The organism is Prescottella subtropica (assembly GCF_005434945.1).
In the GTDB taxonomy this organism is placed as follows: Bacteria; Actinomycetota; Actinomycetes; order Mycobacteriales; family Mycobacteriaceae; genus Prescottella; species Prescottella subtropica.
The window spans coordinates 1-14,644 of the sequence record NZ_SKCH01000032.1 but is presented as its reverse complement, the minus strand read 5'-3'; the positions used below and the strand labels follow the sequence as shown (position 1 = coordinate 14,644).

At 66.1% G+C, this 14,644-nt stretch carries 12 protein-coding genes; 5 read left to right on the top strand and 7 right to left on the bottom strand.

What is annotated here, in order from left to right; translation table 11 throughout:
- Window positions 1-128 precede the first annotated feature (128 nt).
- Genes E0497_RS18820 through E0497_RS18805 form a run of 4 tightly spaced genes read left to right on the top strand, consistent with a single transcriptional unit; the run spans window position 129 to window position 5,242 of the window.
- The gene (locus tag E0497_RS18820; RefSeq protein ID WP_137726329.1) at window positions 129-2,717 is read left to right on the top strand and encodes a hypothetical protein; all 2,589 of its coding nucleotides are present in this window, start codon (window positions 129-131) and stop codon (window positions 2,715-2,717) included.
- A 15-nt stretch (window positions 2,718-2,732) separates the two neighbouring features.
- Window positions 2,733-3,845 carry a hypothetical protein gene (locus tag E0497_RS18815; protein WP_137726328.1) on the top strand — a complete coding sequence of 371 codons (1,113 nt, stop codon included), beginning with the start codon at window positions 2,733-2,735 and terminating at the stop codon, window positions 3,843-3,845.
- A 12-nt stretch (window positions 3,846-3,857) separates the two neighbouring features.
- Window positions 3,858-4,937, top strand: a complete 1,080-nt coding sequence (locus tag E0497_RS18810; protein WP_137726327.1) for a hypothetical protein — start codon at window positions 3,858-3,860, stop codon at window positions 4,935-4,937.
- 17 nt (window positions 4,938-4,954) lie between these two features.
- Window positions 4,955-5,242, top strand: coding sequence for a WhiB family transcriptional regulator (locus E0497_RS18805; RefSeq protein WP_137726326.1), 288 nt, complete (start codon window positions 4,955-4,957; stop codon window positions 5,240-5,242).
- Window positions 5,243-5,253: 11 nt separating this feature from the next.
- Here E0497_RS18805 and E0497_RS18800 read toward each other — a convergent pair whose 3' ends face one another.
- On the bottom strand, window positions 5,254-5,862 hold the full coding sequence (locus tag E0497_RS18800) for a hypothetical protein (RefSeq protein ID WP_137726325.1): 609 nt from the start codon (window positions 5,860-5,862) through the stop codon (window positions 5,254-5,256).
- 156 nt (window positions 5,863-6,018) lie between these two features.
- Window positions 6,019-6,798 (bottom strand): metal-dependent hydrolase, encoded by a 780-nt coding sequence (locus E0497_RS18795; RefSeq protein WP_277751694.1) that lies wholly within the window; start codon window positions 6,796-6,798, stop codon window positions 6,019-6,021.
- A 226-nt stretch (window positions 6,799-7,024) separates the two neighbouring features.
- Between E0497_RS18795 and E0497_RS18790 the strand changes: the two genes are divergently transcribed.
- On the top strand, window positions 7,025-8,080 hold the full coding sequence (locus E0497_RS18790) for a hypothetical protein (protein WP_137726324.1): 1,056 nt from the start codon (window positions 7,025-7,027) through the stop codon (window positions 8,078-8,080).
- Between the two features lie 26 nt (window positions 8,081-8,106).
- Here E0497_RS18790 and E0497_RS18785 read toward each other — a convergent pair whose 3' ends face one another.
- From E0497_RS18785 to E0497_RS18765, 5 genes are all read right to left on the bottom strand, one after another.
- Window positions 8,107-8,493 (bottom strand): hypothetical protein, encoded by a 387-nt coding sequence (locus E0497_RS18785; RefSeq protein WP_137726323.1) that lies wholly within the window; start codon window positions 8,491-8,493, stop codon window positions 8,107-8,109.
- A 90-nt stretch (window positions 8,494-8,583) separates the two neighbouring features.
- Window positions 8,584-8,829: a hypothetical protein gene (locus E0497_RS18780; protein WP_137726322.1), complete on the bottom strand. Its 246-nt coding sequence runs from the start codon at window positions 8,827-8,829 to the stop codon at window positions 8,584-8,586.
- On the bottom strand, window positions 8,826-9,068 hold the full coding sequence (locus tag E0497_RS18775; protein WP_137726321.1) for a hypothetical protein: 243 nt from the start codon (window positions 9,066-9,068) through the stop codon (window positions 8,826-8,828). Before E0497_RS18775 ends, E0497_RS18780 begins: the two co-directional genes overlap by 4 nt.
- Before the next feature lie 40 nt (window positions 9,069-9,108).
- On the bottom strand, window positions 9,109-10,062 hold the full coding sequence (locus E0497_RS18770; protein ID WP_137726320.1) for an FtsK/SpoIIIE domain-containing protein: 954 nt from the start codon (window positions 10,060-10,062) through the stop codon (window positions 9,109-9,111).
- Between the two features lie 47 nt (window positions 10,063-10,109).
- Entirely contained in the window at window positions 10,110-14,558 is a 4,449-nt protein-coding gene (locus tag E0497_RS18765) for an LAGLIDADG family homing endonuclease (protein ID WP_137726319.1), read from the bottom strand.
- Window positions 14,559-14,644 lie beyond the last annotated feature (86 nt).

Below are 14,644 nucleotides of genomic sequence, written 5' to 3'. Positions count from 1 at the left end.
AAACACCGCCTCCCAAGCCTCTGGCCTGGGCATATAGCTGGACAGGGTGGTGGCGTGACCGCGGAAAACACGGCATGATCACCCCCATCGGAGATGCACTACCCGCACCGCACAGGAGGGACGCGGCAATGGTTTGCCGAGAGAACAAGGGCCGGTCATTCGTCATCGGCTTCACGAAGGCGTTGCAGCGGCAGATGGGCGGCGACGCGTTCCACGACGCCGAAGTGCAGTCGTCGCAGCACGAGTTCAAGCACCAGCTCGAGGACATGAACCGCCAGTTCACCGAAGACCCCGAGCAGTGGCGCAACACCCAGATCCAGATTTGGGAGGCCGTGCGGCAGAACGTCGCCGACTCGACCGCGTTCTCCGACGAAGCCAAATACCGCGTCTCTCCTGGCCGCGGCGGCCAACCCGGGTTCATCACCCGCATCGACCAAGAGATCGAACGCCTCAAGTCCGGTAAGGGCGAACACGGGCGGCCCCTGCGACTCGAGCAGATGAACAGCCCCGCCGAACTCGCCTCGATCATGCGGATGGGGGCGATCCTCGAACGCATCGGGCCCGCCAAGAACAACTTCCTCGAAATGAACGCCCGCCACCGCGGCATCAGCATGGATGATGCACGCCGCGAATGGAATCAGCTGATGAACCGCAAGGGCGACTTCTCCAACATCAGCCTCACCGACGAATACCGCAACAGCATGGCCGGCGCCGGCATCACCGCCCGCGACCAGTCCGACCTCGGTATCTCCGGTCGCGCCCGCGACACCATGCGCATCATGGAACAGCGGCGCCTCCAAGCCGTCCACACCCTCGAAACCCGCCCCGCGATCCGCCCCGAACACAAACTGCGATCCTTCATCGACCCGAAATCCGAAGGCGCCCAGATCCGCTGCGAGAAGTGCGGCCAGTTCGGTCACACCGGTGGCGGCTGCCCGAACGGTGACATCGTCGCCAAGAAGCAGTCACTGCAGCAGCAGGCGGACATCCTCACCCGGACCGCGAAGGCCGGCCAGATCCGCAAGATGATCGGCCGGACCGACGACGAACTGCAGGCGTCGATGAACCAGCACTTCCCCGGCCAGTACGAGAGCGTGTCCGCGTTCCGCGCCGTGCAGGAACAGCGCATCGACGGCATCCTCGCCGGCAACCCCGAGATGGACGACGACGAGCTGCGTGACGCGCAACGCCAGATCGGCCGCCAGGGCAAGCGGCTCGACAAGGAACTCGAGGCCCGCGGCGGATCCACCTCGTGGATCAAGGAAGTGTCCTACAACCCCGAGAACGGTCTGCTGGTGGTGCAGGCCCACGACTACACCACCAAGGACGGCCTGACGAAGCAGTCGCGGCCGTTCATGCGGCGTGTCTCCCCGGAGAACGTGCAGGCCATGCTCGACAGCGACGAATCGTTCGGCAAAGCCATCAACGATCTCGGCATGATTCGCGGCCCCCAGCTCGACAACTACGGGTTCGAGAACCAGGACGACTACGCCGAATCCCTGGTCCAGCGCAAGTGCCCGTCGTGTGGGCAGTTCGCGTCGATGAACACCGGCCACCGCTGCCCGGTCCCCGGCAGCCCCAGCGAGGAATACAAGGCCCGCGAACTCGCCGCCAGCAGCGCCTACCGCACCCTCCTCGCCCAGACGAAGGGCGGCGCCGCCGCAGCGAAGCCGATGCACCGCCGCCAGCAGTTCAGCACCGAAAACCGCACCTTCCGCATCCGCGGCGAAAACAACCAGGTCATCGAAGGCAGCATCGTCACCGCCCGCACCCCGGACGTTCTCAGCACCGCCGACGCCGGGCACATCGCGAACCCGCCCGTCCGCGCCAGCTACCCCGACGCGATGGTGTCCGGCACCATCGCCGTGTGGGAAGACCTCGACGGCCGCCGCGTGATCTCCCCGTTCTCCACCGCCGGCGGCCGCGGCCTCAAATGCAGCTGTGACGACTACGCCGAGAAGAAGTGGTGCCGCCACCTCAAGGGCACCAGCAACATGCTGGCCCACCGCTACCAGGCCGTCAACGCCGGCAAGGCCCAGCCCGGAGGCCCGACGACCGCCGACAACACCGCAGCTGACGCCCCCATCGGAACGCAGAACCGACTGTCCTACGGGAAGATTCAGAAGATGCGTGCCGGCGCGAACAGCGAGTTCGTACAGATGTACAAGGCCCGCCCCAGCAACGGCGGCAGCATGGCCGCCCCGGCCGCGATGCCGCCCCGCGACACCGCAGGCAACCCGATCCCCGAACCCGACCAGTGGGCGCGTTCGGAGGAACAGTCGAAGCGCACCGGCAAGCCCGTCGACCTCGACGACACCAAGCAGGTCACCCACCGGGTCCGCAAACTCCTCGCCGGCCGCCCCCCACGCGTGTCGTTCTCGGTGCGCCCCGACAAGGACGGCGGCATCACCGTCGACATCCCCCCGAAGCATCGCGGCACCCCGCAGGAAGCGCACTACCGGCAGGAACTCGCCGGACTGCTCGGCACCCGGGCACTCCGGAAGGGCCGCGGCTTCTACATCGCCCCCACCCCATCGGCCCGATACGCGGCCCTCGAACGGGCCGCAGGCGACCCTATCCGCATCCGCCCGTCCGACTGGGTCACCCGCATCGACCCCGAACGCGATGAGGCGAACCGGCAGCGGCACACCGCCACCCGCGGCCAGAACAACCACGGCGCCGACTCCGCGATCCCCGGCCAGAGTGCCGGCGCCTAACAGCAGGGAGTGACCATGTCGGTTACCGACGACATCGACGCGGCCGTCGCGGCCGCAGCCGGTGGGCTCGACATCCTCGACGCGGATGTTCGAGCCCCCGGTGAGGGCCCGTGCAGCCCCGACGAAGCACGCGCCCTGATCACCAAGGCCATCGACGCCGCCGACACCTTCCAGTCGACGATGCGTGAACTGTTCCGGCGGCGCGCCCACGAAGCGTTGGGCTACCCGACCCCCCGCGAGATGCTGCTCGGGGAGTTCAAGGGGTCACTGATCAACCCCCGCACCGGCGCCCCGTACGGCGACTCTCACGTGCACCGCATGGCTCGCGTCGCCTGGCTGACGTGGGCGGTCGCGGAACGCACCGGCGTCGACATGACCGAACTCGACATCCCCGAACGTCCGCTGCGGGAAATCTCGCCCGGCGTGGACCGGGTGGGGGACCGGGATCTGGTCGACCAGATCGCCGACCGTGTCGAGGAAGTCTCCCGCGGCAAGCACGCCACCGCCGACGATGTCAGCGGTGTCATCGACGACGTCATCAACGAGGCTGCCGGCCGCCGCCCACGCCCCGACCCCGACGATGTGCGACCGGATGCACCAGACGGCGCATTCGACTCGATCCAGGGCGAAGGCGAACACGGGGGGCGTGCCGTTTCCCCACGTCAAACCCAACAGCGGGACGACCCCGACGACGACTACGGCGACTACAGCCCCACCGACCCGCAGCCCCGCACCCCTGGCAACGGCCGCGACAGCCACCCCGGAACCGGTGGCGCCGCCGCCGACGCATTCGGCGACCCCAACGACTTCGCCCTTCCCCCCACCCCACCCGGAATGCTCGACGGCGCACTCCTCGACATGGGGGCCGCGATGGCCGCACTCCGCGAACACGGCGACTTCGTCCGCAACCTCGAAGACATCAACTCCATCGGGGAACGACTACCTGCCGTCACCGCTGTCCGCGACAAACTCCCCAACTTCCTCGACTCCGTCGACGACACCGAACTGCACTCCTTCCGACAGCAACTCGCCACCGCGAAGGACTTCATCGACAACGCCATCGAAGCGAAACGAGCCCTCGACGCAGTCCTCGAGGAAACCGACTTCCGCATCGACGACCTGTACTGACCGCGAGGAACCATGTGTAAGAGCAGCAACGAGCCCGGCGGCCCCTACCGGTGCAGCGGCCACGCCCGCACCGCCCGCGACCGGGCCGCCGCGAAGGTCACCCAACTCGAAAGCCGCACCGACGAACTCGACGCACACCTCAGCCACATCGACGGACAACGCGACGCCCTCCTGAACAAGGCCGCAGACGAACAAGGCCTCGACGACCTCGACCGACTGTTCGCATCCATCGACGCGACCACCGGCGACACCGACAACCTGCCCGACGGTGTCGCCGAACTGAACGCTGAAACCACAGCACTCCAGGCTGAACGCAACAAAACCGAGGCCGCACTCCAAGCCGCCCGCGCCGACCTCGCCACCCGCGAAGACGAATACCGGGCCACCCCCGACGGCATCGGGGAAGCCGCCGCCCGCGCCGAACGACTCGCCCACGGCTACACCCCCACCCACGGCGACAAGAAGAAACGCGAACACGCACTCCGCAACGAGCTGAAACAGATCAGCCGCGCCGAGCAGCAGATGAGCAACGAAGCCGACGAACGCCGCCACCGGTGGGGCCAACAAGCAGTCCCCATCGTGCGCGGCGCATTCCCCGGCGGCCAATACCAACTCGGCCCGAACACCCCACTCTCCCGATCCGGGATGCTCGTACACGAGGCCGGCATGACCGGCTCCTACACCAACACCTACGAACCCGACCCCGACGGCTTCGGTGACGACGGCGACCTCATCAAACGCACCCGCATGGACATCGTCCGCTCCGACAACCAGGACGGCCGGCGCACCCGAATGGCCGTCCCCGTCTACACCAGCAACAGCAGCAGCACGGACAACTCCGCACCCACCGTCCGCGAAGCCCTACTGTCCGCCGTGGGCCGCGCAGACCGCTACGACGCCGACTACCCGACCTGGGCCCGCAACAACGGGTACGAGACCACCCCAGACCCCGACGGCCACGACTCCACCCGCGCCTACCGTCGCGGCGTCGCAGCCCACAAAGAAGCTGCCGTCCTCAAGGAACGACTCAGCCGATTCCTCGACGACGGCGAGTACCAGGCGCTCGCCGCGGAAACCCGCGCAGCCATCTAGCCTCCGGAGAACACCCCATGCCCGGACCGACCGAACGCCCACCACTGGCCACCCTGCTCCCGGCAACCACCGGGGACTGGGCGGCCCGCTGCGCCCACACCGACACCCCCGATAACTGGTTCCCGACAACCTTGAAAGAACTCAACGCTGCCCGCGACGAATGCGGCCAGTGCCCACTCGTCCTGTCGTGCCTGGCCTACGGGCTCACCGCGAAGATGACCGGCGTGTGGGGTGGGAGGCTCCTGGAAAACGGTCACGACCGCTACATGACGGGGGACCGGACCCGCACCCGAACTGCCTGCTGATCGCCGGCAGATCACCACAGCGACAGGGGCAGCCCGGCGTCCTCGGCAGCCCGAATCCGGGCTTCGATCGCGGCCGGCCCCTCACCGGCGGCCAACCCTTCACGGATAGTGTCGGCGATCGCATGACTGCGGCCGGCGGATCCGCGTACGTCCGCCAGCGGGGATCGCAGGTTTCGTCGCCGCAGCGTGTACTCGGCCCGGTTGGTGGCGTTGTTGCCCAGACGCATGTGTGCAGGGTTGGTGCAGCCGGCGTAGTCGCACTGGTGGCAGAGCGTCGCGTCGTCGGTCGCTGACCAGCCCAGCCGTGGGATCACCCCGTTGGCCAGCTGGTAGGCGAACAGGTGGGCTGGTACGGTTCCGCGACGGGACTGCCCCGGCAGGCTTGCAGCCCGGAAGCTACCGTGCCCGGTCGAGGAGATCGCCCCGAGCCACGGATGGCATGAATCATGTTGTCGCACATAACGTTTCGACTCGAATCGTTCCACAATCCGGTCGTCGGTCAACCACAGTTTCCACAGTTCCGCAGGAATCCGCACAGGCCGCGCCTCCCCGAGAAGCGCCAGCTGCTCACCACGGTCGGGGAACGTCAGCCCAGGCAACGGCAACGGTTCAGCAGTCACGGACGCACCACTCCTCGGATCAGGTGTGGCCTGATCGTACGACCAACCCACGGCCGACGGATCCCACCGCTGCACACTCCGCCGCCAGCACCCCCCGCACAAACACATCGGCCCCCACCGCGCGTGCGGTGAGGGCCGAAGCTGCTGGCAGGTGGGTTACGCCCAGTTCACACCCAACGTCGCCGGCGCCATCAACACCAGGTAGGCGAGCACCACCGACAGCACAGTGAACACCCCGAGAAGGATCTTGTCGGCCGGCCCCGACGCCTTGATCCGCAGCATCGACGGCGGCGCCACATCCCACCACCGCTTCCCATTGATCGACACGATCGGCGCCAGCAACGGCACACCCATCTTCGTGCCAGCATCCCCCAACAGATGCGCGATCACACCCACCGTCACCGCCGCACCGAGCGCCACCCCCGACACCGACTCCGGCGACGCCACCCACGCCAGCACCGACAGCCCAGCCGCGATCCCCGCGACCGCCAGCCAATCGTTCTTCTTCACCCACTTCGGGAACAGGCCCCGCAACGCCAACCCCAGCATCAGGAACAGCACACCGAGCACCGCAGGCCTCCCGAACGCCGACACCAACGCCGCCACCCCCGCCCCAACAAGGAACGCGAACACCAACGTGTGCGTCGCCGTCCGGTGACCGTTCTCCCGATGATCGTCACGCCGCGTCGACGTCGCCGCATGAATCGCCGCAGACCCTCGCTCCACCACATGCGCGAGCGCCTGACTCGCTGGCCCAAAACTCCGGGCGACCGTCGCCTGCGGACTGTCCAAATCCGGGAGCAGTGCCGCGCCAGCAGTCACCCCAGCGAACACGAATGCCCCAGCCACAGTGGTAGGGCCACCCCAAGCTGGCGGCAGCACCGCTGCCATCGCCAAACCTGCAGCAGCCCCACTCATTGCGTGTGTCGGCCCCATCACCATCTCGCGTGCCTTTCCGTCGCATCTCCGATGAGAGGAGCGTAAAAGGCGCTGTTCGGGCGACCCGGCCACCGATGAGGGAACCCAGCCAGCGGTCGGTGCCACGGTCGCCGGCACCATCGAACTCCTGACCTGCAGCGGCAGACACCCTGCATGTCAGACTGTTCGGGTTCGTCGGGGAGGCGATAGCAGGAAGAGGCACGTAGTGCGTACGGGAAGAACCTTGGCAGCTCTGGTCGGAGCGGTGAGCTTGGTCGTTGTGTCGTGCGGATCCGACCAAGACACGCAGAGTGCGGCACCCCAACCGGAGGCCGCTGCGTCGTCAACAACGACGCAGCCCACCCCCGAGGCAAAGACCTCTCCATGTGGAAAAGATGCGGGATCGGCACTGCCGGCGACCGACGGAAGCGTCGAAGCAGCGTTGGCGAAGGCCAACGTCACAGACGAGATGGTTTGCGGACTCGGTGATGTGATGGACGAAACCGGATACGGGTTCGACAATCGCGCCACCACGTTCCAGGAACGGCAGGGGTTCGCGTCGATCGAACTGGACAACTGCCGTGAGACCGCAAACGGCTACACGACCTGGGACGAGGTCATCAACGAAGATGTCGCCCAAGGCGCGCCGAGACGCGCCTCGACCACACTCAACGGCTACCTCCGGGACGTCTACTGTCCCGCGATGCTGGACCAGCCGGAGGAAGCCCCTCCCGCCACCGCAATGACGTCCGGCCCAGTCGACGGCAACGGAATGCGTGGGATCTACTCGAAACTTGCCTGGTACGACGGCAAATTCGAAGGCCTGCCCCCCTCCGAATGCACGTCACGACTCGGCGAGTTCATGCTCGGAGAAGGCCGCGCGTACCGTTTCGACGACAGCACCATCCTGTGCGTCGATGTCCCCAGTGCCAGCCGAGGCGGCGAAGACGCCTACATCTGGCTAGCGACGCTCGCGTTCACAACACCGCACGATGAGGAATCGGCGCTCGGGAAGGCGTTGCAGCTCGTACCGGACGGGCCCCAGATGGACAGTCGAATGATCGGCACCAACACGCAGGGGCCGAACAGTTGTCTGAGTGTCGACTACCGATCCCAGCAACTCGAGAAGCAAGCCCCGATCGCCGCGCCGAACAAGACCACAGACCGCGGCTTCGTCAACGTGCGCCTGTACTCGGGCCGGCAAACCAGCCAGGGCTCATCGTCCCCGTACACGGGAAACGCCAACGCCGCATACGTTTCCACGTCCCGAGACAACGACGGAGGCGACCCCGCCTGCTGACCTCGACCCCGAATCGGGGCCGGCAGTCAGGACTGGTCCCACGCCTCAACCAGCAGCCACTCGCCGGATGGAACGGCCGCGATCGCTGACAAATCCGGTGGTGTCCTGTCTAGGACGGTGGTCCGCACGTATTGCAGATCAATCGTGTCGAGCAGGATCTCGGCCGGCATCGCGTAGATGTTGGGGTATCCGCCGCCGCGGAGTTCCCGCCCGTCAGCGGAGTCTCCGATAGCGGCATCGACCCAGTCCATTCCGCCGAAGCTCGCCGACCAGGACGCGAGACGGTCCCCGCTGAGATCGTCCGGCACGCTCAATAGGCCAGTGGCATCCGGCCGGTCCAGATCAAGCCGACGATCATTCGGCCCGAGCACTGGAATCTGCGGCCTGGTGACAGTGATTTCCCAACCCAACATCAACCCAGTCTGGCACCCGCACCGACAACGGCCCGAGCACATCCAGGACAGGATGCGCTCGGGCCGTCATCAGCACCTGCCGGCGGCCAGCTACGGGAACGCTGCGAACTGTGCTGCCGTCACCGCAGATTCGGCGTCGGGAACCTTGTCGAGCATCCCCTTCACGCCGTCGATGATATTCGGGATCAACATGACGGTCGTATCCCGAATACCGGAGAGCAGGCTCGCCACGATCTCCGACGCTGCATTGCCGCCCGACGACAGGTCGACGTCGATGGTGCCCTTCGCGATCCCGATCACCACCAGCGCCACGACAGCCCACCCGATCAACTTCACTGCGCACCACCCGAACCAGTCGCACCCTCGCCACCTGCGGGCGGCAACTCCAACTGCGAGCCCGGTTCCGGCAGCTTGTCGCGCAGCGTCTGCTCACTGCCATCGAGGAAACCGTTGACCTTCGACTGCATCGCAGAGAACCACGCAGGCGACAACATCGGTGCACCGTCACCCGCCCACGTACCCACCCCCCACAACACCCCGAGCGTCAACACAATCGCGACGACCCTCTTGATCATTTCCGTGTCCCTGCTGCCTCGTAGTAGCCGGGGGAGCTGGTCACGGCCGGCTCCACTGCTGGACTGTGCGGGCCTCGCCGTCGACAGCCTCGGCCACGCCGTAGCCAAGCGCAGCAAGATGGTCACACAGATGCTGGTGCGCCCACCGCGGGCTCGAATCAGGCTGCCACGGAGACGGTGTCGACTCAGGATCCAGGAACATCAGCTGGACCAGGCGGTGACCGTCGACCGGGTCGTACACCCATGCCCGACCCTTCGAGGACACATCGTCCGGGAACCGGGTGCCGTGATCAGAGCCGAGAACCAGCTGAGACGTGAACTCGTCGACTGCCCCGACGGAGAGTCGGAACTTCAACTGCGACCGCAGCTCCGCAGGAAAGAGCTTCGTCTCCAACCGCTGCGTGGCAGCGATGACGTGCACATCAAGTAGGCGACCGAGCCGGGCAATCGCTTCCATATCTGCGCGTGCACGGTCCTTCACCTTGTCGTCGTCTTCACTCGCCGTAGGTGCGAAGAAGTCGACGATGTTGTCGAAGAAGAAGATCAGCCGCTTCGGGGTAGGGCCGTGCTCTCGTTCGGCTTCCGGGTCGGCAGCGCAGCGATCACGAAACGACTGCCGCTCGTCGATGGCCCGCCGCGTTTCCTTGATCGCGGCAACGATCTCCGCGTCAGACGTGGCCATCTGCACGTTCGGGAACCCCTGGGCCCAACGGAAGTCGGTTCCGCGGGCATCGCACACGTTCACCTCGTAGAGATCCGGCAGATACGCCGCGTAGAACAGCACGATCGACAGGGCGACAGACTTCCCGGAACCACACCGGCCGGCCACCAAACCGTGCGCTGCCTCGCTGAGATTCCAGTCCACCCAGCTGCCGTCTTCTGCCAGACCGAACCGGAAGATGCCTCGACGAGCGAGGTCGATTGCCTCGACGAACGCTGGCGTGCCGGGCTCGGGAAAGTGGATCAGATCAGGAAGAGCTGCTGCCGTGGTCATGGCGGTCCTTTCAGTAGGGGTGTGAGTCTCGGGCGCCGTTTCGGCGCTTACAGTCCCCACGGGTCGATGCCTGTCACAGATGGTGGCGTAGCGGTTTCCGGTGTAGCCGGTGTCGCGTCCCGCTTAGTTGAGGGGAACGGCAACTCCGGTTCGGTGACGCCGCCGAAGAAGCCTTCGTCGGCAACAACCGCAGACGCCTGAACCGCAGCCAACGCCTTCTCCATCGACAACGGCGCCACCTCCACCGCAGGGACGGCCGGCATCGGATCGACAGAAGCCGGCTCGGTGGGGACCGGATCGTCCAGGACAGGTGCGGAGAGTTCCGGGGAAGCTGACATCGGCTCAGCGGCCGGCTCCGGGGCATCGTGCTCCACACGAACCCACCGCGGCTCCTGCCCGCCATCACTGTTCGTCACCATGACCTGCGCGAAGTCCATCGCCGACAACTGATCACGCGCCATGTCCTTCGCGCCGAGCAGTGTCGCCGACGGATCCCACGGGCACACCATCGAATCGTCAGGCAGGAAGAACACCTGAGTCTGCCGGTAGCCGTTCTTCGGGTCGTACGCCCACGACCGGCCCTTCGGCGTACCCGCATCCGGGAACCGAGTGCCGTGATCCGAGTTCAAAATCTGCTGCGACTCGTACTGGTCCAACGGGCCCACACCGAGCCGGAATCCGAGCTGCGACCGCAACTGTGTGGAGATGATCTTCGCGTCCGGCTTCTGGGCTGCCGCGATGATATTGACCTCGATCGCACGCCCCAGGCGGGCAATCGATTCCAGATCCGCGCGCGCCTCGTCCTTGAGTTCTTCGACATCGCTGTTCGCGCCCTTCGCCAGGAAGTCCGCGATCTCGTCGAAGAACAGGATCAGCCGCTTGGGGACTGGGCCGTGCGCCTGCTCCAACTCCCGATCTGTCGAATACCGGTCCCGCACCCACTGCAGCTTCCGGATCTGCAACTTGTTCAACATCGTCTGCCGCTGATCCATCGACTGCTTCGCCAACCCGACAGCCGCCACGATCTCCGTGTCCGTGGCAGCGAACCGCACCACACTCGGAAACTCGGGCGTCCACGTGAAGTCAGTGCGCTTCGGGTCGCACACGATCACCTCGTACACGTCCGGCAACACCATCGCGTAGAACAACACGATCGACAGAGCGACAGAATTGTGGGTGGGGATCATTCCCTCGCCGATGAGGAACTGGCGGGCAGGGGAGTCGACACTGATGCACCGCATCGGCACGGGCGCCACCTTGCGTACATCAGTGATGTAGCGGTGCGTGTGCTTCTCCGCGTTCGTCGACCGTGTCCGCTCATCGTGCGCAATCTGCTTGCGGTGCAGCCCGAACACCTTGTCGCGCGTCGTGAACGACACCCGATACACGGTCCCGCACTCGCGGCCGTTCAGCATGGCCGGCTTCGACGTCATCGTCGGCCGGTAGCCGAGCCCACGAGCAAGCTCGAGAACCCCGCGTGCCAGTGCCTCATTCGTGTTGTCGAACTGCACAGACCCGGATGGCGAGGCAGTGCCGTCGGTGTCGAGGAGACCGGCCAGGAGGTCACGACGCTGCTGCTCACTTGCTTGCAGGTAGGCGGAGGGAATGTGCTTTGTCTGGCCGTCAGCAACTGACTTCTTCCGAAGCCCGAGTTGGGTGAGTTCCCGGCGGATTCCACGGATTCCGAACGATCGGGCCTTGGCCCCAGGAACCTGGTACCCGGGGACAACCTCGTAGCCATCCGCGCTGATCCGGTCCACGATTTCCTGATCCATCGACGTGATGCTGGCAGCCCGTGATGCTCCGTCTCCGAGCCATGCGCCCAACGTGTATGGAGCGATGGGCAGGTTCGCGTCGGGGAACTGCAGCGGCTTCGCGCACGGAATGGAGTGGTTGGCCTGACCGCCCTTGGCGCGCAGAGTGTGCCGGATTTCGTTGGTGGTTCGCACCTGCCCCAACTGCATCCGCGAACGCTGATCCCACAGGACGTTCTCACCGCGGTCTGCTGCGAGCGCAAGTAACGCAGCCTTCGGGTACAGCCGCACCGCTGGACCAGGCCGGACGACGGTCTTCTCCGCGACCGTGAGCTGAACCAGCCGCTCACACTTCTCCCACGGCACCACGGACGCTGCCGTGCGCAGCCAGTTCCGGGCCGTATTGATCCCCACACCGAGCGCCGCAGCGATGTCGTGGGTACAGATCCCATCTCCGCGATCCCGCAGTTCAACCAACGCCGCCATCAGCCCGGTCGAATGCTCGCGCAGTTCCTTCGACGCCCGTGGCGAACGAGCCTTCCCAACCAGGTGCTCAGTCAGTGCAGCCCCGTCGTAGACCTTCACCATCTGCCGCTGGAACACCACCTGCGGCCCGTAGTGGTACGTGCGATCCTCCGTGCGGACTTCCTCGGCCGGGCCGATCGACTCAGCCAGCAGCCGTAGCGGACCCATCTCGTTCTCGCCAAGGCGCGCCAGTTGCGCAGCCTCCGGCAGCGTGATCGTTTCGTCCGGCCGTGCAGTCGCTGCAGCCGCCCGCAACGCGGACACCGTCTCCGCTGGCAGCCACGACCGCCGCTGGCGGGTGCCCTCGTAGTGCCGCTGCTGCGTCCGCGCCACCCGAGTAACCCGATCCTCGGTCCACCACAGGTGCTGATCGTCGGCGACGACCACGCTGCCGTCGGAGAACTCCACCTCGAAGCAGGTGTCCGCGAGCGGCTGATCGTAGACACCGGTAACTGTCGTCGGCATACCGTTCTCGTCGAACACCTGATCGCCGACCCTGAGGTCTCCGAGCTGTCGCCAGCCAATCGGTGTAATCACCAATGTTGTTGCGGCCAAGGCCTTCCCACTGCCTGTCTTCCCGCCGATTAGACCGTGTGGTGTCTCGTTGAGATCCCAGTCGATCCAGCCGCCACCCTTTTGTGGGCCGAACCGGAGAATGCCTTTTCTGGCGAGCCGGATTGCCTCGTCGAACTCGGGTGTTCCGGGGTCCGGGAAGGCGATCTGCTGGGGGAGCCGGGGCACGGCGGTCATGGTGACGACGCCTTCAGCGGGCTTCCATGCGTAGTGCCAGTCGTTGTGGGTGGCGAGGGAGTCCCAGTGGTCCTGGAACTCGTCGCGGGTTTCCCGCTTGTTGACGTCGACGGCCCCGAAATTGACGCGCGCGATCTGAGGTAGGGCTTCACCGGTGGCGGACAGGCCGTCTTGCCAGTCGAGGATGTCGCAGTCGACGGGGGTGCTGGCCCGCCCGAACTTCGATTCGACGACGTTGCGGAGTTTCTTCTCCACGGACTTCCGCTTAGCGCGGTCGTCGTGCTGGTCGACGGATTCGATGTCGAGTCGGGTGGCGCCGCCGTCGAACTGCCAGTCGAACAGGAGTCGGGAGTCGGGCCAGCGGGATTGCATGAGGGAGTCGAGGCTGTCCTCGAAACGGTCGCGGACCTTGCGTTCCCCGAGGGGAAGGGTGCCGAAGTCGACGTTGATGACGGCCGGCTGGTCGGAATCGTCGTCAGCCCAGTCGGCGACGTCGGCGACGACGGGATCCTTGCCGGGTTTGGTGATCGCGGAGCGGACGTCGTCGGCGAATTTGCGTTCGTTCAGTTTCCGGCGGGCCGGTAGGGAGCCGCGGGCTTCGCGGGTGATGGCGAGGAGTTGACCGTTGATGTCCCACTGGTAGATCCACTCGCCGGGGCAGGAGACGAGCCGGTCGAAGCCGCGTTCGACGCTGTCCCGGAAGCCGGGGTCGGTGAGGTCGTGGGAGCCGGCCGCGAATTGCATGCGGGTGGGGATGGGCACGGTTTCGCCGTCGGCGCGGGATTCGTCGGCCCAGTCGGCGATGTCGAGGGCGTAGCCGTCTCCGGCGGTACGCGGGTTGATCTTGAACAAGGATTTGAAGGCGTCACCGATCCGGCGTCCGACCTGCTGTTTGATGATTCGGGTGTCGTCGTCGCCGACTGCGGTGAACTCGACGGTGTTCGCTTTCGGCCACGCGAACACCCACTCGTGGTGGGCGGGTGCGGGCGCGTTCTGTTCGATGGCCCGCTCGAGGTGGGGGCGTAGCAGGGGTGCGGCTGCGGCCGGGCAGGTTGCGCCGATGGTGAGGCGGCCGGAGCGGAAGGTGCGCGCGGAGGCCCATTTGATGCCGGTGAGGTACTGGGAGGGGGAGACGGGCCGGCTGACGGTGCTACCGGGGAGGACTGCGACCTTCTGCAGGTTCCCGTAGACGGCGTCGAGGGTGGCGCGTCGGCGCGGCATGATCGTCGCGGCCCGCACGAAGGTGATCAGCAGCCATGCAGCGGCGGCCGCGGCGATCCAGAGTCGCTGCCCGGACATCTGGTAGCCGGCGGCGGCGAGACCGACCAGGGCTACCCAGTTGAGGGCGGTGACGGGGATAGGGCCGATGCGGGTGGTGTCGGCTGTCCAGGTCAGTACCGCCCAGTCGGTGAGTAGGCGTTTCGCCCAGCCCCTGCGTGTCAGGGTGAGTTGAGTCCAGAGGTTCACAGCAACCCCGCCAGCAGGGCGAGATACGGATCAACCCCACCATGACGATTTCCACCACCGCCCCGGTCCAGGACAATAACCGAATG